This is a genomic window from Microbulbifer maximicatervae (SeqCode) (assembly GCF_052467825.1).
Genome location: NZ_CP174327.1, coordinates 3,137,735 through 3,160,130 on the forward strand (window position 1 = coordinate 3,137,735; position 22,396 = coordinate 3,160,130).

Below are 22,396 nucleotides of genomic sequence, written 5' to 3' on the forward strand. Positions count from 1 at the left end.
TCACTCTTTGCCTAAGGCCGATCTGGGTTGGCGCTGCGGTCTCTTAAGCTACGCTTTCCAGATAGGCCGGGGAAACCGACAGTGCAGTTGTGTTGGCCGCCCCACAGGAGGTGGAGTTGAGGCTGACAGATGGAGATTAATACGCAGTCCCCAGTAATTCCTGCCGTAGTAATCGGTTTTGCCCCACTTCTTTTTTCCCAATCCTCCACTGCAGAAGTTTATGTTAAAGCTGATGATCTGATACGGGTGATTGAGGCCCAGCAACAGCAGCTGGAAGAGCAGCAGGCCCAGATTCAGAAACAACAGGCAGACCTCGAAGCCCTGCGTCGGCAAATTGAGCAAATGCAACGGGCACCACCATCCCGACCGTCTCTGGAAGTAACTCCTGTACAGCCTGTCGAAGCACCGGTGAGCAAGGAGGACATGAATGATTTACAGCGACAGATTGAGGAAATACGCCAGGAAGTTCCACCTGGTTCGCTGCCTCCGCCGCGGGCCCAGTCTGATCAGGCGGTACCTGACCCCAGTGACATCGAAGATGTGATTGCCAATGCGACAACGGAGTGGCCTGGCTCCATTCCCTTGTTGGGAAACACTATGAAGGCGAAGATCAGTGGCTTTGCGGACTTGGATGTCAATTATGATACCGACGCGATTATCAGCCCTGCACAATTTGTACCTGCCGATATTGTGACTTTCGACAAAACGGCTGCAGAGGGAGCGGACGGGCAGACGGAATTTACCGTGCAGACCTCCAGGTTGGTATTTGAGACCCTGCAGCACTGGGAGGGACGTGAATTTAAAACCCTGATTTCGATGGACTTCCTGCAGGACTCCAGTGTTACCACTCCCAACCCCCGCATGCGCAAAGCTTATGGAGAAGTGAGTAATGCGCTTTGGGGGGGCAGTATTCTTGTGGGGCAGCAGTGGTCAACATTCGCGAACTTGGAAGCGGTCCCCAATACCCTGGATTTCCAGGGGCCTAATTCGGCATTTGGTTTGCGCCATTCAATGGTCCGATGGATTAAGAGGTACGGGTCACAGTATTACTTTAAGGTGGCTATTGAAGCGCCGGATTCACAAATATTCGAGGATGCAACCGAGGTTGCCCGCTGGCCCGATGCGGTATTTGCGCTGGAGTCGGACTTGCCTAGGTCCCAGGTACAAGCGGGTTTGGTATTAAGGGATTTGCGTGCGAGTGGCGATCCGGATTCAGCCGTATCAACTACCGGCTGGGGATTAAATTTAAGCGGCACTTTCAATATGCCCGGCGTACTTTCCAAGGATGTTCTTTATTACTCTTTGTCCCTCGGTGCGGGATATAGCGGTCTACTTAATGACGCGCCACCAGATGCAGCTTATGATTTTTTTGATAACTCGGTAGAGGCACTAAATACTACAGCCTGGTATCTGGGGTACCAGCACTGGTGGACTCCTTGCCTGTATACCGTAGCGACCTACGGCAGGGTAAGGCAGGATAATCTGGACTTCCAACCCGGTGAGGCCTACAAAGCAACCCAATACCGCAGTATCAATATTGTCTGGTTACCCTTTCCCCGTTGGTTGACTGGAATCGAGGTGCTCTACGGCGCTCGCAAAGACAAAGATGGAGATAGGGGGTCTTTGGTGCGGACACAATTTACGACCCGAATGACATTTTAAGAAAGTAAAGTGTTTAAACGAGGTGTTCAGGTATATGCGAGTCAAACGAGAGAAGGTATTTCAAGCACGGGTTATTCGGTTGTTATGCAGCCTTTCAGTGATTTCCCTTCTGCTCGGATGGACTTCAGCCAGTACCGTGGTTACGCGGGTATGGCAGTCCCCATATATTGGTATTCAAAGCTTAGGAAAAACCCTGGTACTCGCATATACCCTGGTACCGAGGCCAATAGTCGGTGGGCAGGTAGAAAGGGAGTGGGTCATGCAGCTGCAGGATACGGGTATTGATGCGCATTCCTGGAGTGCTCTCGGGGCAATAACTGGTGTTCCCTCAATGGGGGAGATTGCACCCTTACTCCGGGAGAGAGGATTTGACACTTTATTGGTTACCCAATTGTTGGCATTAAAACGGATCAACCCGAATATCCGCAACTCCCAGGTTGCTGTTGTGGAGACACGTCTATATTCGGCGCCTAGTGACGAAGTTTATTGGTCGGTTCAGTCGGATACTTTTTTATACAAGTATTCAGGGGAGGAGCTGCGCCATCCCAATGAGAGAGATTTACGCGAGTTTGTAGAGGTGATGATTCGCACTATGTCTGGCAATGGCGTTTTATAGCCGCTAATTTATCGTGATTTTTATCGAACCTTTCTCCAGGGCAATAGAACTGTTGTATTCAGCTATTCTGGTGAGACAAACCGTTGATGGGCCTATTAAAGAGTGCGCGTTCAATGGTTCGAAAGGGAATTCAAAGCGTTAGCTGGAATAGATGCCGGCTAACTACTTTTGGCGGTAGGCTTTACCATGGATTGGAATCTAAAAGCCCCTGTGGTTTTTTTGCGTGCATATCTAAGTTACTGGAGATGTGTTGAAGTGCACGCTCCACGATTATTATTTATTCTGCCAGTTTTTCTCTCAATTTTATTAATCCCCTATTCAGCCAGTGCTTCTGAAACTTTTCTGATGCCGTTGGGACCAGTGGCAGAGGAGCAGAAAGTACACTTCTTTTGGGCTATGGCACTCACCATGGTCGCTGTTCTCCCGGTATTTATCTTGGTGCCAGTAATCCTCTTTAAATACCGAAGAAAAAAAGGTCACGGATTCTATGCGCCAAAATGGGAAACCTATGGCCCGCTCGAAGTAATTATGTGGGGTGTGCCATTCCTGGTCATAATTGTGCTGTCAGTGATGCTCTGGCGTGCAACGGCGCGGCTCGATCCCTATAAGGAAATACAGGGCGTTGTACCCCCGGTAAAAGTGCAGGTGGTGGGGCTCGACTGGAAGTGGTTATTTATCTATCCGGAGCTGGATATTGCAACAGTCGGTGAATTGGTTGTACCAGTACACACTCCAGTCTCAATGATATTGACCAGCGACACGGTAATGCAGTCGTTCTTTATTTCTGCACTGGCTGGGCAGATTTATGTGATGCCGGGTATGACGACAAAGCTCAATTTTATCGGTACAAAAACCGGCGACACCAGAGGGGAGAATACCCAATATACCGGCAATGGTTTTGTCGACCAGAATTTTGCAGTCAAGGTTGTGACTGATGAGGACTTTGAAGCCTGGGTAAAGCAAGTACGGACGGGTGGGATTGTCCTGAGTCCAGAAAATTATAACCGCCTGGCACAGCGAAATACCAAAAAACAAGCATACAAAGTCTTGGGAAATAGCAAGATGCCAGAAAATACACTGTATTTTAACTTGCCGGGCACAGACCTTTTTCACGAAATAGTAATGCGTTATCACTCCGGTAAACCGCTGAGCATAGAAGAGCAGCCCGGCACCCGAAAATTCGGCCGGGGCGAGGATGATGCCGAGGGAGCGCAGCCATGAACAATTTGGATTACGGTTGGCTGGGTAAGCTCAATTGGGATTCTCTGGTATTTAGCGGGTTTCTTGAGCGGCCCTCAGTCAGTGAGGCCGTTGCCAGTGTGGCGGGCTCGATAGTAATACTGGCTACAGTGGGAATCCTGTTTTTATTGACCTGGTTTAAAGTCTGGGGAACACTCTGGCGGGATTGGTTGACCAGCACTGATCACAAAAGAATCGGCATTATGTATATCGCTTTTGCGATCGTGATGTTGGTTCGAGGGTTGCTGGAGGGGATGGTAATGCGTGCTCAGCAAGCCGCCGCACCGGAAGGCTTCCTCTATGCAGATCACTTTGCCCAGTTGTTCAGTACACACGGCACCATAATGGTGTTTTTTGTGGCAGTTCCGTTTTTGGTGGGCCTTATTAATTTCGCTATGCCGCTGCAAATTGGTGCCCGTGATGTGGCCTTCCCGGTACTTAATCAAATCAGCCTGGCGGTGACAGTTTCCTCTGGTATTTTGTTGATGGTCTCTCTGGTGGTGGGGCAGTTTTCTACTGGGGGTTGGTCGGCTTATCCGCCTTATACGGGGGCGGATTTTAGTCCCGGGGTTGGGCCTGACTACTGGATATGGGCGATCGTATTTTCTGGGGCGGGGACCACATTAACGGGAATTAATTTCACCGTCACCGTGTATAAATGCCGTGGTCCAGGAATGCACCTATTCCGTATGCCACTGTTTTGTTGGACCGTACTCTGCGCCTCCATTCTAATGATTTTCGCAATGCCGCCTCTCAGCGTTGCCGCACTGATGTTGGGCTTGGATCGCTACCTGGATTTCCACTTCTTCACCAATGACCTCGGTGGAAATATGATGAACTATGCCAATTTGTTTTGGCTCTTTGGTCACCCTGAGGTCTATCTATTGGTGTTGCCAGCCTATGGTATTTTTTCCGAGGTCTTTTCCACCTATTCGGCCAAAACCCTGTACGGTTATAAATCCCTGGTGATTGCCACCATGTGTATTGCGATCCTGTCCTTTACTGTGTGGTTACATCACTTTTTCACCATGGGACAGAGTCCGACGATCAATATTGCATTTGGTATAGCGACTATGCTGATCGCGGTGCCGACCGGGGTGAAAGTATACGACTGGATGGCGACCATGTATCGCGGTCGAATACGTTTTACCACTCCAATGGTTTATGCCATCGGCTTTTTAATCCTGTTCGTGATTGGTGGTCTGTCCGGCGTTATCCTGGCTAACCCCACTGTCGATTTCCAAGTGCACAATACACTGTTCCTGGTGGCGCATTTCCACAATGTTTTGATTCCCGGCGTGCTGTTTGGAATTTTGGCGGGGTACAACTACTGGTTCCCCAAAGCATTTGGTTTCCGCCTTAATGATAAGTGGGGCAAACGCTCAGCCTATCTCTGGTTTGCAGGATTTATGGTGACATTCTTCCCGCTATATGGCGCCGGCTTATTGGGGATGCCAAGACGATCATTCAGCTATGCCGATCTCACATTCAAGCCGTACATGATCGTTGCTTTTATCGGCGCAATGATTGTTCTGGCGGCCTTAATTTCGCTGGTTATTCAATTTATCGTAAGTATCAGGGACCGAAAGAAAACCCAGGTTCCTGTGGGTGATCCTTGGGATGGACGGTCCCTGGAGTGGAACTCTCCTGCTCCAGTACCGGCCTATAACTTTGTTGAAATACCCAAGGTTACTGATCGGGATGCATTTACTGAGGCTAAGGAGCACGGTGAAGCCTATAAGCGGCCTAAAGTCTATCGAGACATAGAGCTCCCTAAAAATAATCCTCTCGGATTTATTTTGTGCGTTGTCAGTGGAATTTTGATGTTTGCCCTGGTTTGGTACATCTGGTGGCTTGCACTGATCTCCGCATTAACCATTTTGGTTGCAGTTATCGCGGCCACCTTCCGCAAAGAAACGGAATATATTATTCCTGCCAGTCAGTTAGAAAAGGATACGGAAGCTTGGTTGGCCTTGGTCGAGAAGAGCGAGGCGGTGAGCCGGGACCTGGAAGATTCCCCGCGAAATGTCGGCCTTGCGAAGCTGGAGATCTAAATGAATCCCGTCTCTTCACCGAAAAGCCCGGGCAGCATCAATCCCCACGAAGCCATCCACAGAGATCCCGATATGGTGATCTTTGGCTTCTGGGTCTTCATGATGAGCGACCTGATTTTCTTTGGGGTGGTATTTGCGATTTATATCACCATGGTGGGCGCTACCGCCGGAGGGCCGGGCCCGAAAGAGCTTTTTGATTTCGGCAGCTTGTTCGCCCAAACGATGCTTCTTCTAACCAGCAGCCTCACTGCGGGTATTGCGACAGTTATTGTTAAGCATGAACGCAGTCGCGCTGCCTTTCTATTTTGGGTGGTGATAACCCTGTTGCTGGGCATGGGTTTCCTGGCATTGGAACTGTACGACTTTGCCGGGATGGCCGAGAAGGGCGGGGTGCCACAGCGCAGTGGTTACCTGTCAGCCTTTTTTGGTTTAGTGCCCTTGCACGGTCTCCATGTCACTTTCGGCTGTCTGTGGATGATCGTTTTGATCGTTCAGGTTTTCACTATGGGATTGGGGGATGTCGTAAAGCTGCGCTTTCTGCGCCTGGCATTATTCTGGCATTTCCTCGATTTGATTTGGATCGGAATTTTTTCCGTGGTTTATTTCGGTGGCTGGGTCTATGGCTAAAGAACCGACTTTTGCACAACACCTGCGGCTGTATATCACAGGTTATATCCTGTCTATTGTGCTCACTCTAGCGGCTTTTGCCGCAGTGCTGACGATCGGAAGGGAGAATAAAAGTGTCTTGATTCTGGTTGCGTTACTAGGGGTTGCGCAGCTGGTGGTGCAATTAAAATATTTCTTGAACGTAACGACCCAACGGGACCGGAGGGATAACCTGGCGTTAATCCTTTTCTCTAGCTTAATTCTTTTGATTATTGTGTTAGGTACAGTCTGGATTATGGGGAACCTGGCGGTGCGTATGCATACTACTATGTAGCGTTTTACGCTTACGCACCTTTTATAAAATTAGATAATGACTTTGCTCTTCAGGTTGGATGCTGCTTTTTGTAGGGACTGTAAAACCTTTTCCTTATCGTAATTTCGGATTTTATCCAGGTCTAAATGCATTGAGAATCCGGGGGCATGTTCCTCCAGGTAACTCTGCTGGCCACCCAGGTTCTTACGCAGATCAGTAACCTGGTAAACCTTCACCGGGGTACTAATACCTTTTACGGTGATATGCCCTTTGTCCCGGCACATTACCGTGTGTTTGATCATGGCCCAGGTCTCGTGGCTAATCAGGATTTCTCCCGGCTGGGCGGCGCCTTCCAATCGCGAAGCGAGGTTAACGTGGGTACCCATCACCGTGTAAGACTGGTAGTTGGCGGTACCAAAAATGCCGACAGTACAGTAGCCGGTATTAATACCCATACGAACCTGCAGGGGGCGCGAGATACCTTTGTTATACCATTCCTGCTTCATTTCACGTACGCGTTTACGCATCGCCAGGGCCATAGCTACGCAGCGCAGAGCGTCTGACTTTGGACCTTTACTCTCATCGTCCCCAAAAACAACCATTACCGCATCGCCGATAAACTTATCGATAGTGCCGCCGTATTGCCCAGCTATACGTGCCATTTCAGAGAGGTAATTATTGAGCAGCTGGGTAAAGGTCTCTGCCTCTAATTCCTCGGTGAGCTGGCTGAAGTCTTTGATGTCAGAAAAGAAAACGGTGAGGAGCTTTCTCTGGGTCACCAGAGCTTCTTCATCCCCAGTAGTGACAGAGCGCCACAGCTTTTGTGGCAAGTACTTGGAAAGCTTGTAGGAGCGAACCTTGCTAACGCGTTGCTCAACCATCAGGGAGTGATTGGCTTCCTTAAGCTGGCCAATCTGGCGGTGGGTAAAGAATGCATAGGCGCATAAATAGGCCAGAATACAGATCAGGCTCACGGTGCTGATAGTGAGGTCAGCGCTCACTAGCAGAGATGGCTCGTGCATCAGGTACCCGATAACGACCCCAACCAATAAGCCGGTATTGTGCTCAAACCAAGCGCGACCACCGCCTCCCCCAGTGAGGGCATTCAGCTGGACCATGGTAACCAGCAGCAGCGAGGGCAGCATGCTGAAGTCTGCCAGGGATATGGTGATGCCGATCAGTACTGTATCCAGGAAAGAGAGGCAGCGGCGGGTTTTCAGTGCTTTTTTATCGCCAGTTTTGTAGAGGATAAATTGGGCGAGAGCGGTATAAGCAATGATAAAAAGAGCAGATCCGGTAATAACCAGCTTGTCTGATTGCCATGGCGCATCCCAATTCACCGCGTTTGCCAGGGTACCGGCAGCGGCAAATAAAATCAGGGTGCGAAAATAGGTGGAGTAGCGAGGGTTAACATTCCGCCCCGTGCTCTCCTCAAGCTGGTCCTGCATTTGTGTTGTTCTTTGTCCGTTTGAGCAGAAAGTGAACACCTTGCGCGTTGGCGATAGGGTGGCTCCGATTTCCCCATCCACCATATAGCCACGCCGTGACTCCAGCAGCGCAGTTTACTCTTCCGAGGAACAGAATGCGAAAAAACTGTGCATGCAAGTGATATTTTTCTCGTTGTTGTTGCCAGTGATATTACCGTACCTCCAGCCTCGGAACCTCCCAATTTTCATGGCAGATTTGCAGTTTAGGCAGGGAGGGTACTTTAGGGCTTTGCATATCAAGGTTTATATAGATAGCGACCACTGACTCTACAGCAGGCCAAAGATTATGACAGGGTGCTTTCCGACATTATTAACCTAGATCAATCTGAGCTCAGGAATCCGAGCGACTTGTACCAGGTGAAGGGAAAAGGGGAGTGTCAGTAAAAGACAATTTTTCCTATGGCTGCTTTAAGGGGCTGGGTACCGGCCTCATATAAAGCCGCGCTTATATTCACCTTTGAGTCAAGGGGTTACATGAGTTGTACAGCCCTTATATTGGAGAACCGAAGGGGCAGGGCCGGCCGGAAAACTAATGCTGGTCGGACTAATATAGAGCCTGGGTCAAACGACTCACAGAGTCTAGCCACCAAACCTGCGATAGCTGAGGGGCTCATTTGAGGGGGCAAATAGCCGTGGTGACTTGTAGCGGATAGTCTGAGCTCCCTCATGATGCCCCGTTTTAACAGCCAGAGAGACTTTTTTCGCATTAGTGCTTGCACAACAAGGAACATTTGGGTAAAGTGCGCGCTCTCTCGACGACACAGCAGCTATCTTCCTGATTTCCTTGAAGATTTCGCTGAAGGGAGAGACCGCTACAACGCGGAGAGCCCTCGCGAAGGGTGACAATTTGGTGAGGTGTCCGAGTGGTCGAAGGAGCACGCCTGGAAAGTGTGTATGTCGCAAGGCATCGAGGGTTCGAATCCCTCCCTCACCGCCATCTTCTAAAAGCCCGGCTTATGCCGGGCTTTTTTGTTTCTGCCTTTCGATTGGTTTCTCTATGTCTTTTTTGGCGGTTCTACTCGTCAGCCCAGGGATTTTTGGGCTTTGCTAAGGGGGGATCTCATCTTAGAAGGGTTTGCCAAATACTACTGCGTTTATAATTGATGAGCTGCTAGATTTAAGGGGGTGCACAAAGGCCTCTTTACTCATTCTGCTGTAGTATTTTATATAGATCCTCAATTTTGTTGCTATTACCCCTGCTGTCTAAATTGTGGGCTAAGTTAGTTTTGAGGGAATTTAAACTGTGCGTTAGCTCTTCTCCTTGCTTTTTGCCTGCAACTCCACCGTCTACTTTTTAGGGTTAAACTTATACACATTTATATTTTGGCTCTTATTGAGGCAAATTATCTAAAAAAAATTTGTAGCTACTAAGTAAAAACTTCTTATTCAACAATCTTCTCTACTTCCTATTTTTTCTTTCACTTAGAGTGGCTTGTTGGAAGTTTGTGCCGTCGGTCATATAAGTGAGAGTTACACTGCCGGTATCAATCAGCTATAACGCAATAAACAAACCCTAACAGGGAGGACGGGCGCAAAGCTATTTCCAAACAAAGTTGGCAGTTTGGCGGTGGTGTGGAAGATACTTAGGGTGCCCTCCAATGGTTTATGTAGCCCCCCAGGGAAGCCGCTAGTAGCTGAGCATGAGCACCAAGAAAAAGGTAAGGACACATTCATCCCAGATTCCACTGGAATTTTCTTCGACATTTGGGTAAAGTGCGCACTCTCTCGACGATATAACAGCTATCCTATTGATTTACTTAAGGGTTTTGCTGGAAGGAGAGGCCGCTTTAAGGCGGAGAGCCCTCGCGAAGGGTGACAATTTGGTGAGGTGTCCGAGTGGTCGAAGGAGCACGCCTGGAAAGTGTGTATGTCGCAAGGCATCGAGGGTTCGAATCCCTCCCTCACCGCCATCTTCTAAAAGCCCGGCTTATGCCGGGCTTTTTTATTTCTGAAGCTTTTGTTCTTTAGTCTTGAGTATCAAAGACCTTAGCTGTCACTGCTTTCTCCTATAGACGGAGGAGGCTGCTAGGCAGAGACCCTATTTATTACCGCAATACTCATCAAAATTGCTGGGAGTGTTAGCAAAGCCAGCCTTCTCTGCAAGTTCCCATGGTCGTTCGCATTCTTTAGTTTTACTACACCAAAGGTAGCCGGCTGAGTTTATACACCCGTGGGCATCCTTGTCTGAACCGACCGGTGTGGTGGGCTTGGGATCCTCTGGAGTATCTGAGGAGCACCCCATCAGGGACGCGACTAGGATAAAAGCGGCGGCTTCTTTGATTTTGAGCATTACAATCACCAGAAAGTTAAGGTTATTGTTAAGTATACGATTTAGTGCAGTACCCTTCACAAGCCGTGCCTAATTGTTACTTCAAGGCCAGTTCAAGTGGGTCTTTTAATATTATTATTAAGTTCGAAAGGGTATGGGGTTGATAAGCCCCTTCAGTCTAGTAGCTTATCTGCAAATCTGGCTATACTTAAAAATCACCCTCTCGATAACTCTCAAAAGTCCTGGTTACTTTAATATCCTGTCTTAGGGCTGTGATATCTCTATCGCAGGAAAAAATAAGTCCGTAAGTAGTAGCGGATTGCCATAATTTACAGTATTTCATACTGACTTCACCATACTGGCAAGCAGCTTTTCACATGCTCTATAGAGAATAGGTTCTAGCTCTTTTGCTCCAAAAACAGGCCTATATCTAAGCATCCCTCTTAGGCTGAATACTCCTGAAAAATATTCTCTCCATGGCATTTTCTCTCGAGCCCTATAAGAGGAGTGTGTTTTATTGGAGTCGGCGTAATAGAGTCGAGCTGCGACTTCAATCTTTGGCCGCCAGAATACAGGCATTGCACCAAATTCTCCAAAGTATGCGGTGTCAAACTCACCCCCTCTTACTTTTAAGACTACAACCTCTAGTGCTAAATCATTGGATTTAGGTTCTATTCGACTCGATATATGTGGTAGGGAGAAAATTTCTACCAGCCTATGACGAATGCCCGCCTCTAAATCTTCGCCCTTAAAAGCCCCCCAAGCACCAATCTCGCTAAATTCATTCTGTGAGACGACAATCATTTTATCCAGATAGACTCGTGGTTTACTCTTTTTAAATAACTTTGAGAACATTCTTACTGTAGCCAGATGTAGGTTTTGTGAGGATGGGTACAAGGGTTAGTGCTGAAAGTGTCGTGTGAAACCGACATCCTATTAGGCATGGAATGATAGGTTTTCTGTCTATGTTTTGCACTACTGTTAATGGCTAAATTGTACCTCCCATGGGCAAAGAGCCAAATAGATATTGCTTGTCGGGAACCATCTTTTCTCTGCCGCCCATGATGACCGGTTGTAGCATAAGCTTGAATGAATGATGTTAATAAACTAAAGGTATAGTGTTCTTGGGGGATTAGTTACCTATTAGTTTTGGTAACTCTCTCATCGCTTGAAAGGACACTACGCCAACGGTATTATATTCCTCGTCAAGACGATTAAAAAAGTAAGTTTTCATGCCTGCTTCTATACCAGCCTGAACTCCCACTGGCCCATCATCTATAACGGAGCAGTTCTCAGGATGGTAGCCCATACTTTTTGCGGCATGTAGGTATATGCCTGGATCAGGCTTCCATATGCCTACTTCATATGAACTGAATAAATTATTTCCGAAATACTTAGATAACCCACATATATCTAATGCATGCTTGATTTTTTGCAGGGGGCCGCTAGATACTACCGCTTTCTCACCATCAAGTGCCTCAAGAGCGTCTGCTACACCTTTAACAGGTTTTAACTCTCTGATAAAGAGTTTTGTGACTATATCGCGATAAGCTGCAACAAAATTGCTTTTCAGTTTGATATTATTCTCTTCTTCTAATAGGGATAGAATGCTTGCCAGTTTCCAGCCCCGAAATCTTATGACCAGTTCATCAGCATCTAGTTTTATTCCGTAATTTTCGAACATCATAGCTAAGCCAATACTGGAGAGGTGTTCGCTATCAACTAAGGTGCCATCGTTATCAAAAAGCAGGCATTTACTCACAGATGAAACTCCTATTGATTTCTTTTATGTTACGCTATTTTTCCCATAGTGAGTTTATATAAATGATATATAAAGCCGCCGCTGCAATAGGCATGAAGTGCCACCAATAAGAGGAGGCGTCCCCTCCGAGGTTGTATTGGTATATAACAATACCGGCGGCAAGTACGCTAATTGAGGGTAGTAAGTATAGGGAAGCCGCAAGTATCACTGATGAAAGTTTTGATAAATTTCCTCTATTAGCTACGCCACCTCCAGCGAATGCGGCCATCATAAAAAGGAATCCGCAAAAAGATAATTGAAGAAATGAGCCTACAATAACCCAAGTTAAAGACATGTTGATCCGTCTCCTTTGTATAATTAACTCTAAAGTCCTGCCGTGCTAACTGACCCTGGTGAGGGTATTGCTGCTTTTTCTTTTTTGTGGCTTATTATTCTAATTATATGATTTATTACGGGGTCTTCTCCTGCGAAATACTCTTCAGATGAGAGTGTTACGGGAACATGTGGTGCAATCCAGATGCGATGATCTTCGGCCTTTGAGGCCTGATGATATTGAGATGAAATAATTCCCCAGACACCGCTGTAAGGAAGTTTAAACCATCCCGCCTCACCTAAATGGTTGGGTCTGCTCCCACTTGGTTCACCGACAATGATGATGTCAGTCAAGCGATCGAGGTCTGCAAGTAACAAATGTGCAGCGGAGAAGGTATTCCGTCCAATAATCACAAATAGATTATTCTCTTCGCTATTTTCTGAAAAATGAATTAACGATCTTGTTAAGGGAGGGATAATAGAACCATTGCCGCCGCTGTTGTGACGCAAATCTAGAACAAGATTTTTGACTTTTCTACCCTTGGTGAATGCTGTGATCTTTTTGCTGAATACGTCCAGTGGGTGTGACTTATCTTGTGCGACCCTATTAAATTGTAGATATAGGAGATCATTGTCAGAATTGTATTCAAGCCAATAGTTTTCTTTCTTGTTCCTTAGGTAAAGTAAGTTGTCCCTATTATTAGGTGCGGGTAAGGTTGGAAAACCTGTAAAGTTGAAAGGTTTTCCTGATAGAACTACTTGCTCTTTGGCTCCTGATTTTTCTTCCAAAGTTAGTGGGATCTTCGATGCACTTTCTACTATGCCTAAACCCTCGAGAACCTCCGGTAAGGCCAGATAGTAAGGCCCCAGCCAGTATTGTTGCATTTCGTTATCGCGGGCATTTACAGTGGCAATCTTTTTCATTACTGCATCTATCGGCTGGTTGGCTACAGAAAGGAGTTTTTTCCCTACAAGATGCTTATATTCGGTATCGGCACCTACAATGAATATCCCATCATTAAACCAATAGAGCTGGATTGGTAACTTGCTGAATGAGCCATTCCTAGAGTGGGTTGGGACAATAAAGTTGTGTCCATTCCCTAAGCTGGCAAGTAGCGCCATCATTCTAAATACGATTTGTTGGTCGGTTAAGTGGGGGATTTCTGTTTTAATTTCGTTTATGTGTAATGCTAGATCTTCCTTTGATGAGTGATGGTAGGGGTTAACATGTAGGCGTAATATTTCATCAGCTAGGAAGTTTAAATCTGTCATCCAGCGTTCATCTCTCGATAAATTTTCCAGCTGGCTTTCCCCAGAAAGCTCCTTATACATGTCGTCTTGAGATATGTGTTGAAAATCACTACTACCAATGAGGCTCTTTCGGTCATCCCATCTGAAATCGAGTGCTTTTTGAATCCAGCCTAGCGCTTGGTCTTTCTCTTCCATTTTGGAATGGCATTGTGCAATTTTGATCATTATATCGTTAGAGGGGGATGAAGCTGATCTTATCCCCGACATGATTGTCCCTAGCTCTAGCGTTCGTTCAAGCGCAGGAATTGCTTTGTTGCATTGGTTCGTCTTGATGTATCCATGCCCGAGTAAAAACCAAGTGTCTCCATCATCTTTATATTGGGCGGTTAGTTTTTCGAGCAGGGGAATAGCTTTTTCCCAGTCATCGGTTTTTGCGAAACTTACTGCTTGTTCTCGCTCTATCCAATATTCGGACCCGCTAGAGGGAAAGGACCGGGAGGGCATTTGACCAATAGCGCTGTTGGTCATAAGGTCTGCCTTTGAAGCGGCTACTACAGGTGATTGGGTCAAGAAAAATCCGAGTACCGAAAGGGTCAAAAAAATTTTCATGCTTGTTTGTGCTTATGCTTTTACGATTGAGATTCTTAGGGGGAAGCTTGAATAGGGTATGCCTGAAGTAACATTACACCTAACACTAGTAATCGCTTTACTGTTTTTGCTAATGAGGGGCTCACTCCCTGCTCGTAAAGGCGAGTTTGAGTCCTAAAACTGCGAAGCTGCCAGCAAAGACTCGTTGGATGATAATGCTAATTTTTTCTGAGTGAATAACATAATTTCGAATGACTGTTGCTAGTAAGCCATAAACAATGAAAACCAGAAAGGTTATAGCCATGAAGGCAAGTCCAAGAATCAGCATACTATCTACGGGGTTCTGTATTTGAGAGGGAATAAACTGGGGTAAGAATGCCAGGAAGAAGATGGTTAGCTTTGGGTTCAAGATATTAATCATAAATCCCTTGAAAGCAATTGAGGTTAAGCTCTGTTTCTTTTGACTTTCCTCCAGAGTCAGGGAGCTGCTAGATTTAAGCATTGACCAAGCTAAGTACAATAAGTACGCGACTCCTGCATATTTTACAAACTGGAATGCTAATGCACTGGTATGAATGATTACGGACAGCCCCATGATGCAAGCAAGGATAGAGGGGATGATGCCTAGCGTACAACCTAACGCTGCAGAAACACTTGCCCTTTTACCCTTGAATAGCCCCGCTGCAACTGTATATAGAACTCCCGTTCCCGGTATCAACACAACGATAAAAGAGGTAATCAAAAACTCAATGCTTATCATAAGGACAAGTCCTGACATGAAATTATAGATTTAAATGCTGGATTTAGGGATAACCCTTTTGAATGGTGGCCTCTTAATCTTCTTCAATTTTTAAGCTTACACTAGCTATTGGTGTTCCTGGGGGAAGGCCATTAAGCTGTTCATATATCTGCCCAAGCAGATCCAAATGAACTTCCCAAGATATAGATTGATAATTTTCTGTAATGTACTCCCCGCCCATTATCGGTGGTTGGATTGGTGAATAGCAACAACCTTGAGTTAATGGTTGCTCCACTAACTCAAGTAATAATCTATATTTAAACCAGTGGCCCGGAATATCTTTCATTGCTGCCATCATCTCTCGGAATGCATTCCAGGATTTAGCGGCAAGTTCCATTTCTCCTGTGCCAGTATCTAGGAAATAGACACGTTCCTTGTTCAGTAGGCCTTCCTTCCTTTTGAAGAATAAATCCCCCATGGAGGTCAGAAGACACATGGAGGCCTTTTTGCCAACTAGCCATCTCCAGCATTCAAGGGCATCTCTTTTTCCTAGATCAGTAACTGGAGCAAAAATATCTACTTCATTATCCATAATGTATTTCTATATGCCTGCGGTAAAATTGCCCAAAACTCATGATTGTTCTTAATCCAAGCCTCTGTCACACATCCATGGCGCTACGTCAAGATTTTTGTGGAGACAGCAGTTCGCTTGCAGATTGAGCGGAGCCGAACTCTTGTTGGCCCTTTCTCCAGAAATAAATGCTGATACAAAAAATAACTACAGGTAAAACCATACCAAATTCATTGAGATACCAACCTGAATCTGTGCTTTGTAGGGTCAATGGATTGAAGAATTTTTGAATAAATGCATTGTGGCTCATGTGGAAAATAACGGCAGGCCAAACACTGTTAGTCTTTAATCTTACGTAAGTCATGATGACTGACATTGACATTAAGCCTAGCGTAAAGAAAAACAACTGATAGCTGAGAGGGGCTGTTTCATTCCCGTAGACACCTGCTACCATCATGGGCCAATGCCAGGCGGCCCATATAAACCCAGAGGTTAGTGCGATCCCTGAGAAGGACATAAGCTTTGAGAGCTCAGGTACAAGCAATCCACGCCATCCAATCTCCTCTCCTAAAACTCCAGGCAGTATCAATAAAAAGCTGATACTTGCAGTAATTAAGAATCTAAAGATGATTACACTGGTATCACTCCAGCCATCTACTTTATATCCTTCTCTTAGTGCCGTAACGTATTCTGAGTTATACCACTCCCCGAAACCTAAGATCCACATAATGAGGTAGGCAGCTGCTACATAGCCCAAGGGTACCAAATAGCTTAACCACTGATATTTCCAGCTTCCCCAAGACCATCCTAAGGGGCTCAGGCTCTTCTTAAATATCAAGCATGTTATGACCGTGGCAAGCCCAACAGAAAACATTAAGGGTACTGCGCTTTCCATGTGAAAAATTAGCCAGTATCCGATAGGGTAGAGGCTCGCTGTGAGAATTAAAAAAACAGCGATAATTTTGAGCGAACTCAGCGATTCTTTCATCTAGATCGTTAACTCCGTGTTATCTTGAAAATGGCTAATCTGTAGTATGTCTATGTGCGAAATAGGATGTTTCTTGTACTGTTAATGAGTGGGGATTACAAGAGGCGTAAGGTTTTGAAGGTTGCCCTGCAGAGTACGGTTATTGAGGCTAGGTGAATTTTACACTCTCTAAATTATCTATTCTAAATGTAGAAGGAATAGCTTATTAACTGCTTTTCGAACTCATACCTATTGACCTTTTATTTGGCTTGGCTGCTTTAAGTCTACCAGACGACACATTGCATCTTTTTGTAGATTCGATTAACGGTATCCTTTGTGAGATATCTAGAGATATTGATCAATCTTTGTAGGTTTAAAGAGTCTAGCTTTAGGTAGGCCTATTTTGTTTGGTAGTTCGAGGCGCAGCTCGAAGTGTCTTTGTTAACAACCGCTTACTGGGTAGGTATTATTTTTCATGTGGAAGTCAACTTTTGAATGAGAATATATATCCTACCAGCTATGCTCTGCTGAGTTCTCGTAACGATTTATACCGACTGGCTTTGTTTGCCTCAGGACAGCTTTAAGCTTCTCAATTTCGATAACAAATTCTATGATTTTTTCAATATCACTCATTCTACTTCGCTTCTCACGTAGGGTCTTCTATTGAAACTGAATTATATAAGTCTTTGTTGGAGTATTTTTAGGCTTTGATATAAAGATATTATATGGTACGCCACAGTTTCCCTTTGGCTGATACTGATTCAATTGTTTACTGCTTCTTCAACCCACACAGGAGATCTGAAGTGATTTTTATTTATATTTTTTTGTGAAAATTTTTTAGAATCACTCCTTCTACATTCACGTTAAGATCTAGGGATACATAGCCTTCAGGCATGTATTTATGTACTATAAAATGTGTACCACTTGGGATTATCATGCCTTCGTTAGTCTGTAGCGATTTTGTTAAAGTCCAGACTTCAGATGTACCGGAATCTCGAAAGCTAAGGAAGGTGGTAGTGGAACCTACCCCAAGGAAAAATCCTACGATTAAAGTTGTTATTGTTTTCATGCATTTCCCTATTGTTGTTGAGATGTATTGAATTGTTCTGCTAACGAATTTTGTTGGTTTAAGTATATACAGTATCGATAAATTGTCGCTATTTGTATATTTTTACTACTACAGGTTTGCACATGCTAAATAACCCGTATCTCTGTCAGGTTCGATTATTACTTATATCCTCGAATAAATTTTGTGTTAAGAAAAGTGCTTGTTGACGCGCCCTTAAACTACAATCAAAATGCTCCCCCAGCAGTAATTAGCCGCAGTTTAGTTTTATGCGACTCAAGTCTTTATTAATAGTATCCATGTTGACCCTCAGCGGGTGTTATGAAGTAACCCCTCAATCTTATGATCGCAATGAGTGGTTGCCACGGTGGTCTGATGTCGATGGTGATTGCCAGAATACTCGCCAGGAGCTATTGATCCGTCTCTCTTTGGCTCCTGTTGCCTTCAGCAATGAGAAGAGCTGTACAGTGGTTACAGGTCTGTGGATGGATCCCTATACGGGACAGTTTTTTGAAAAAGCTTCGGACCTGGATGTGGAGCATATAGTACCGTTATCTTGGGCTCATAAGTACGGTGGTGCTAGCTGGAGCCGGGAGCAGCGCAGAGCTTTTGCAGAAGACCCTGCAAATTTGTGGCTGGTTGATGATGGCCACAATCGCAGTAAGGGAGATAAAGGGCCCGATCAGTGGCTGCCGCCCTATAAGCCAGCCCAAGCCATTTATATTCGTCAGTTTGAGGTTGTGGCCCGTAAGTATCGGCTTGGTGACTGAATACGACACTCTACCGTTAGAGCTGACAGTGAGCTGATTTTTAAGTAAATCGGCTCCTGATGGAAATCGCTGATCTCCGGATTATTTAGATCCTTCACTCCTTGTTCCCCATCCTATTATCTCCTTCGGCTTAATTGGCAATAGTGATATTTAGCTATCCACCTAACCAACAGGTCCTGGTATGAACGCTAGTCAGAAATGGCATTAATGTACATTTCGGTTAAAGCACTGTGACTTTCTTCTCTTGCTGAATATTCATTTCTGCGATTACTTGCTGCTTAGATAGGGTGGGGTGTTACGAATTTGGCTTCCTTGGGTTACATAATTAAAGTGATATTTACAGGCATTGAATTGAGTTCAAAGATGATAGGGGAGAGCTATGGATAGAGTTGCTGGTATCTCGGCGTTTGGCATGGGGTTAATTTATATTAGTGCGTTTGTATTCTTTGGTGCTTTTTGGTCTTTTCCATCGGCTGGGAGTCCCATAGAAAAAATGACGTTCTTGGCAGAAAATCAACTGATTTTTAATATTGCCTATACCCTTATGTACTTGGTCTTTGCGATCTTTCTGGGCTGTGTGGTAGTTAGCTTATATGAAAAGCTAAAAAGTAAGAGGAGGGAGATAGCTGCATTGGCATCCTTGTTCGGAGCAGTCTGGGTGGGCCTTGTCATAGCGAGCGGCATGATCGCAAATATAGGGCTCGCCTATGCTTTGGGGCTTATGGAGGTCAGTGTTCAGCAGGCTTTCGATACCTGGGGAATAATATACTTGATGGTTGAGAGTCTTGGTGGTGGCAATGAGTTGGTGGGGGGACTTTGGGTTCTGCTAATTAGCATTGCTGCATTGCAAATTGGACTTTTTTCCCGGCCATTAAACTTTATCGGAATGTTAGTGGGAGTGGCGGGAATTGCGACCATCTATCCGGATGATATCTTTGCAGAAATATTCGGAATTTCCCAAATAGTCTGGTTTATTTGGTTAGGTTTCTCTTTGCTAAGGCTGGGTAGGCACAGTCAAAAATGGGAGGCAGCAAACTCTATTTCGAGCGCTAATAGCTAAAGGTGTATATAGGTAAAGCCTGCTTCTTCACATGGAATGTGTCAGAACAATAAAGTTTGTATGCAAGAGGGTAAGAAAGTGTTTTTGATTTTTCCCAAAAAATGAAAAATGCGTCTATCCTTTCAATGGGCCAAGCATTCGTTGATTCAGTGTCTTGGCTTGCGTTTCCGCTGTCGTAAGGCTGGTGAATCCGGGGCTACTCTTTGCCTCGCTGTTTGTCGCAGTCATTTTAGTGACTTGCCGGCCAGTCCTCCCCGGCCCGTGGGTAGCGAGCGGATTGCACATTACCTGCAATTGATTCACGGGGTGATAACCCTGGATATTTTGGAGATCTAATTGTGAAAAGTAAGCAGTTCATTCTTCCTTTGGTAATTGCCAGTCTTGCTGCTTCTGCTGCCTTCGCGGATAACCATCCCAAGAAGCCGGCGAAAGACTGGACCTGTGCGGATTTCCTGGCTATCGACGATGAGTTTAAACCTAAAGCAGTTTATTGGGCTGCCGCCTACGCCAAGAAAGGCACGGAAGAGGGGGATATGCTGGATATTGAAGGCACAGAAAAAGTGACGCCGATGGTGATTACCGCCTGCACCAAAGCGCCAAAAGAATCTTTCTGGGCTAAGTTCAAAGATGAGTGGCACAAGGTGGGGATGCACCACAAGAAGGACAAAGCTGAAAAGCAGATGATGAAAATGCAGAAAAAAATGCAGGATGGCACTCAGATGAACAATAGTAATGGTGGCAGTGGCACAAACGGGACTAACCAGTAGGCGCTGTTCGTCAATACTTGCATTGCTATTGTTCTGGGCCCGGCTTGTGCCGGGCTTTGTCTATCCTGAGATGGAGATTCACCAGCGAAATGGTTTCGGTTAGTATTTATGGTGAATGGACGAAAAGTAGGCAAATGGATTTGTGATATGGGAAAGACTGTAAGAAACGAAGCCAGGCGCGGGAGAACAATTAGCCGTTCTACCAGGCTCTTCTGGGGTGGGGTGCTGTTGGCTGGGTTATTCCTGGCGTTGTTTATGCATTCGGCAAAGGCAGTCGTTTGCTAATTTGCCTTGATATGTATGGCGCCCCCGGGTGGACTCGAACCACCAGTCCGGACTTAGGAGGTCCGTGGTTTATCCTGTTAACCGACGGGGGCGGGTGTCAGCACTGCTGAAGAGCGGCGCTATTCTAGCCTGTGGAAAGCCCTGTGTCATGTCATGCTTTTCACCATTAACTCACCTTCCATCAAATCGTACCAAGTTGCTGTGTCACTGAGGGTAACATTGGCGCCACTCGGTTACTGCTATTCCCGTCGTTCCCTTTTCTTAAAATTTTCGAAAAACCTTCATAAATCTGTCTTTTTTCTTCGCTACTTTGACTTCGAAATGGCGGTTTTTGCGGATAGCTTTGTTCGGGGATCAGCTGGAAAGTTTTGACGTAAAAGCCGTATTTCCACTTGATAAATTATTGCTTGACCACGATTGATTGAGCTGGATAACCTGCAATTGCACCCTTGGTGCGATAAGGATATTTCTGCTTTCTCTAATCAAGATTATGGAGTTTCGTATGAGCGGCCACGTTAACGAAAGACGCCTAGATTTTGATAATGTGGGTATTCCACAAATTGCAACTGAAGTGCTGAAGGAAGCTACCTCTCAGCCACCACGCGACGCACGTCGAATGGTAGAAGACAAATTGGAGGAAAAGCGTTTAAGGCGTGAATTAATGGACTATGATTTCGACTAACGAAATATGCTGAAACTTTAACGGCTACAGCCAGCTATGCAGGGTGCAGATAATAAATAAAAGTAATCTAAAAATAGGATTGCTTAAACTGTACTCTGCGTAGTTAATAGATTTTATTGAAAATTTGCCTTTCCTGCCCAAGTCACCTCTATTTTTCCCTGGCTCTTCTCTGTGCTTTTAAATCGTTGGGCTATGTTTCCCCGTATTGTATTTTCCACTAATTAAAGTTGTTAGGTTTATTATTTTCGCAATGGGTGCTATGGAGATAGGGAAGAAGGTGTGTAGGTACAGAGCCCGTAAGGGATGCGGGCTCTATCGTAGGTATTGAGTTGGCTGTAGCTACATATTTTGTGTGGCTGCAGAGTTGCCTCCAAACCAACCCAGCAGACGCTTGAGTTTTGAAGCTAATTTGCCGCGCTTGGCCTTTCTGTTTTTGTCAGCATCGCTGACTAACCAGGCTACCTGGATAACCAATCTTTTACCCTCGAAAGGCAAGTGTCCGTGGAACGAGTTATCGGCTCGCTTAAATGCGGCCAGGGTACCGTATGAAGGTTTTACCTCCGGGGCTGCGGTATCTTCAAAGTTATCGCCGCTTTTTAAGAAGCGCAGGCAGCCTGTGCCGTCTAGGGACCACTCCGGGTTCAGGTAGAGCAGGGCGGTAGCAATTTTTGACTGTCCGTCGGTATGGATGCGGCCGTGGCGTTTCTTGAGTGTACGGCTAATGGAAACATAGGTTGGATATTGAGAAAGATTCTCAATACCCAGGTTGTTGCCAATAGCATCGGCAAATTCCGGAGCCCTAAACTGTTCAATCAGTTCATTTATTGTGGTGCCACAACTGCTTCTATCGTAGGGAAGGTAGCCGGCCCCTTTAAGCTTTGGGAAGTCTTTGATAAAGGATGCCATCAGGTTCTCGGCCAGCAAGTTCTTGGCAACGAAGAAAGGAAATGGCTGTTGGTGAATCTGGCTTTCTTGGCCAATTAAAGTAGTAGCGTCGAGCCAGGGATCGATATGGGTGGCGAGATTGTTCATAGACACGCATCCTTACGAGCAGAAGAATTGGCCCTTTTGGGGGTCCAGCTTTATGTCGACTTCTGAGATTACCCACTTCCTTGAGGGTACAGCGAGAAACAGGTACTGAATCTCACGACGGTGTGAAAATACCAAAACTATAATTCAGTGCCAATTTAAATAGCGCTTTTCAGTGTGAATCAGTGGGCATTCTTGCGAAAGATCAAGGGTTGCTAAAATGTTGCTCGCTGAGACAATGCAATTAGCGCTGGTGCCGGTATAATGCCGTTCAGATTTGTCAGAGCGGTTTTATCCTGGA

22 protein-coding genes and 3 tRNA genes are annotated in these 22,396 nt (G+C 45.7%); 13 read left to right on the forward strand and 12 right to left on the reverse strand.

Going from position 1 to position 22,396, the window contains the following annotated elements:
• The first annotated feature begins 129 nt into the window (after positions 1-129).
• The 6 genes from ACJJII_RS14035 to cyoD all read left to right on the forward strand — a co-directional run bounded on the left by ACJJII_RS14035 (position 130) and on the right by cyoD (position 6,511).
• Positions 130-1,662 carry a DcaP family trimeric outer membrane transporter gene (locus tag ACJJII_RS14035; RefSeq protein ID WP_444916625.1) on the forward strand — a complete coding sequence of 511 codons (1,533 nt, stop codon included), beginning with the start codon at positions 130-132 and terminating at the stop codon, positions 1,660-1,662.
• 34 nt (positions 1,663-1,696) lie between these two features.
• Positions 1,697-2,278 carry a hypothetical protein gene (locus ACJJII_RS14040; RefSeq protein WP_282933540.1) on the forward strand — a complete coding sequence of 194 codons (582 nt, stop codon included), beginning with the start codon at positions 1,697-1,699 and terminating at the stop codon, positions 2,276-2,278.
• Between the two features lie 255 nt (positions 2,279-2,533).
• On the forward strand, positions 2,534-3,499 hold the full coding sequence (locus ACJJII_RS14045) for a cytochrome c oxidase subunit II (protein WP_282933539.1): 966 nt from the start codon (positions 2,534-2,536) through the stop codon (positions 3,497-3,499).
• The gene (locus ACJJII_RS14050) at positions 3,496-5,571 is read left to right on the forward strand and encodes a cbb3-type cytochrome c oxidase subunit I (protein ID WP_413665088.1); all 2,076 of its coding nucleotides are present in this window, start codon (positions 3,496-3,498) and stop codon (positions 5,569-5,571) included. Before ACJJII_RS14045 ends, ACJJII_RS14050 begins: the two co-directional genes overlap by 4 nt.
• Positions 5,572-6,198, forward strand: coding sequence for a cytochrome c oxidase subunit 3 (locus ACJJII_RS14055; protein ID WP_444894403.1), 627 nt, complete (start codon positions 5,572-5,574; stop codon positions 6,196-6,198).
• Complete coding sequence (cyoD, locus tag ACJJII_RS14060; protein WP_444912603.1) at positions 6,191-6,511, forward strand: cytochrome o ubiquinol oxidase subunit IV; 321 nt, start codon at positions 6,191-6,193, stop codon at positions 6,509-6,511. The genes ACJJII_RS14055 and cyoD overlap by 8 nt, the downstream gene beginning before the upstream one ends.
• Positions 6,512-6,540: 29 nt before the next feature.
• On the opposite strand, the gene ACJJII_RS14065 is transcribed toward cyoD, so the two are convergent.
• Positions 6,541-7,938 (reverse strand): adenylate/guanylate cyclase domain-containing protein, encoded by a 1,398-nt coding sequence (locus tag ACJJII_RS14065; protein WP_282933535.1) that lies wholly within the window; start codon positions 7,936-7,938, stop codon positions 6,541-6,543.
• Between the two features lie 888 nt (positions 7,939-8,826).
• On the opposite strand from ACJJII_RS14065, the gene ACJJII_RS14070 reads away from it, so the two are divergent.
• Together ACJJII_RS14070 and ACJJII_RS14075 are read left to right on the forward strand one after the other, a co-directional pair.
• Positions 8,827-8,914: transfer RNA gene (locus ACJJII_RS14070), tRNA-Ser, on the forward strand.
• An 885-nt stretch (positions 8,915-9,799) separates the two neighbouring features.
• Positions 9,800-9,887 (forward strand) — tRNA-Ser (locus ACJJII_RS14075).
• 128 nt (positions 9,888-10,015) lie between these two features.
• On the opposite strand, the gene ACJJII_RS14080 is transcribed toward ACJJII_RS14075, so the two are convergent.
• The 9 genes from ACJJII_RS14080 to ACJJII_RS14120 form a co-directional block, all read right to left on the reverse strand.
• On the reverse strand, positions 10,016-10,267 hold the full coding sequence (locus ACJJII_RS14080; RefSeq protein WP_444896630.1) for a hypothetical protein: 252 nt from the start codon (positions 10,265-10,267) through the stop codon (positions 10,016-10,018).
• A gap of 318 nt (positions 10,268-10,585) precedes the next feature.
• Complete coding sequence (locus tag ACJJII_RS14085; protein ID WP_444916626.1) at positions 10,586-11,101, reverse strand: hypothetical protein; 516 nt, start codon at positions 11,099-11,101, stop codon at positions 10,586-10,588.
• Between the two features lie 277 nt (positions 11,102-11,378).
• Positions 11,379-12,008 carry an HAD-IA family hydrolase gene (locus tag ACJJII_RS14090; protein ID WP_444916627.1) on the reverse strand — a complete coding sequence of 210 codons (630 nt, stop codon included), beginning with the start codon at positions 12,006-12,008 and terminating at the stop codon, positions 11,379-11,381.
• Between the two features lie 34 nt (positions 12,009-12,042).
• A complete protein-coding gene (locus tag ACJJII_RS14095; RefSeq protein ID WP_444916628.1) occupies positions 12,043-12,342 on the reverse strand; it encodes a hypothetical protein in 300 nt (99 codons plus the stop codon).
• A gap of 29 nt (positions 12,343-12,371) precedes the next feature.
• Positions 12,372-14,180 carry a hypothetical protein gene (locus tag ACJJII_RS14100; RefSeq protein ID WP_444916629.1) on the reverse strand — a complete coding sequence of 603 codons (1,809 nt, stop codon included), beginning with the start codon at positions 14,178-14,180 and terminating at the stop codon, positions 12,372-12,374.
• A gap of 121 nt (positions 14,181-14,301) precedes the next feature.
• Positions 14,302-14,919 carry a LysE family translocator gene (locus ACJJII_RS14105; RefSeq protein ID WP_444916630.1) on the reverse strand — a complete coding sequence of 206 codons (618 nt, stop codon included), beginning with the start codon at positions 14,917-14,919 and terminating at the stop codon, positions 14,302-14,304.
• Between the two features lie 73 nt (positions 14,920-14,992).
• Complete coding sequence (locus ACJJII_RS14110) at positions 14,993-15,490, reverse strand: T6SS immunity protein Tdi1 domain-containing protein (RefSeq protein ID WP_444916631.1); 498 nt, start codon at positions 15,488-15,490, stop codon at positions 14,993-14,995.
• 88 nt (positions 15,491-15,578) lie between these two features.
• Positions 15,579-16,457 carry a CPBP family intramembrane glutamic endopeptidase gene (locus ACJJII_RS14115; protein WP_444916632.1) on the reverse strand — a complete coding sequence of 293 codons (879 nt, stop codon included), beginning with the start codon at positions 16,455-16,457 and terminating at the stop codon, positions 15,579-15,581.
• A 793-nt stretch (positions 16,458-17,250) separates the two neighbouring features.
• Positions 17,251-17,505 (reverse strand): hypothetical protein, encoded by a 255-nt coding sequence (locus ACJJII_RS14120; protein ID WP_444916633.1) that lies wholly within the window; start codon positions 17,503-17,505, stop codon positions 17,251-17,253.
• Between the two features lie 266 nt (positions 17,506-17,771).
• On the opposite strand from ACJJII_RS14120, the gene ACJJII_RS14125 reads away from it, so the two are divergent.
• The 4 genes from ACJJII_RS14125 to hdeA all read left to right on the forward strand — a co-directional run bounded on the left by ACJJII_RS14125 (position 17,772) and on the right by hdeA (position 20,099).
• A complete protein-coding gene (locus tag ACJJII_RS14125) occupies positions 17,772-18,272 on the forward strand; it encodes an HNH endonuclease family protein (RefSeq protein WP_444916634.1) in 501 nt (166 codons plus the stop codon).
• Positions 18,273-18,651: 379 nt separating this feature from the next.
• Complete coding sequence (locus ACJJII_RS14130) at positions 18,652-19,332, forward strand: hypothetical protein (protein WP_444916635.1); 681 nt, start codon at positions 18,652-18,654, stop codon at positions 19,330-19,332.
• 108 nt (positions 19,333-19,440) lie between these two features.
• On the forward strand, positions 19,441-19,668 hold the full coding sequence (locus ACJJII_RS14135) for a hypothetical protein (RefSeq protein ID WP_444916636.1): 228 nt from the start codon (positions 19,441-19,443) through the stop codon (positions 19,666-19,668).
• A gap of 2 nt (positions 19,669-19,670) precedes the next feature.
• On the forward strand, positions 19,671-20,099 hold the full coding sequence (gene hdeA / locus ACJJII_RS14140; protein ID WP_282933522.1) for an acid-activated periplasmic chaperone HdeA: 429 nt from the start codon (positions 19,671-19,673) through the stop codon (positions 20,097-20,099).
• 301 nt (positions 20,100-20,400) lie between these two features.
• Here the strand turns inward: hdeA and ACJJII_RS14145 are convergent.
• Positions 20,401-20,476, reverse strand: a tRNA-Arg gene (locus ACJJII_RS14145).
• Between the two features lie 410 nt (positions 20,477-20,886).
• Here ACJJII_RS14145 and ACJJII_RS14150 point away from each other — a divergent pair.
• Positions 20,887-21,066 (forward strand): PA3496 family putative envelope integrity protein, encoded by a 180-nt coding sequence (locus ACJJII_RS14150; protein ID WP_108735213.1) that lies wholly within the window; start codon positions 20,887-20,889, stop codon positions 21,064-21,066.
• Between the two features lie 339 nt (positions 21,067-21,405).
• Here ACJJII_RS14150 and ACJJII_RS14155 read toward each other — a convergent pair whose 3' ends face one another.
• Positions 21,406-22,098, reverse strand: a complete 693-nt coding sequence (locus ACJJII_RS14155) for a 2OG-Fe(II) oxygenase (protein WP_413665103.1) — start codon at positions 22,096-22,098, stop codon at positions 21,406-21,408.
• Between the last annotated feature and the right edge of the window lie 298 nt (positions 22,099-22,396).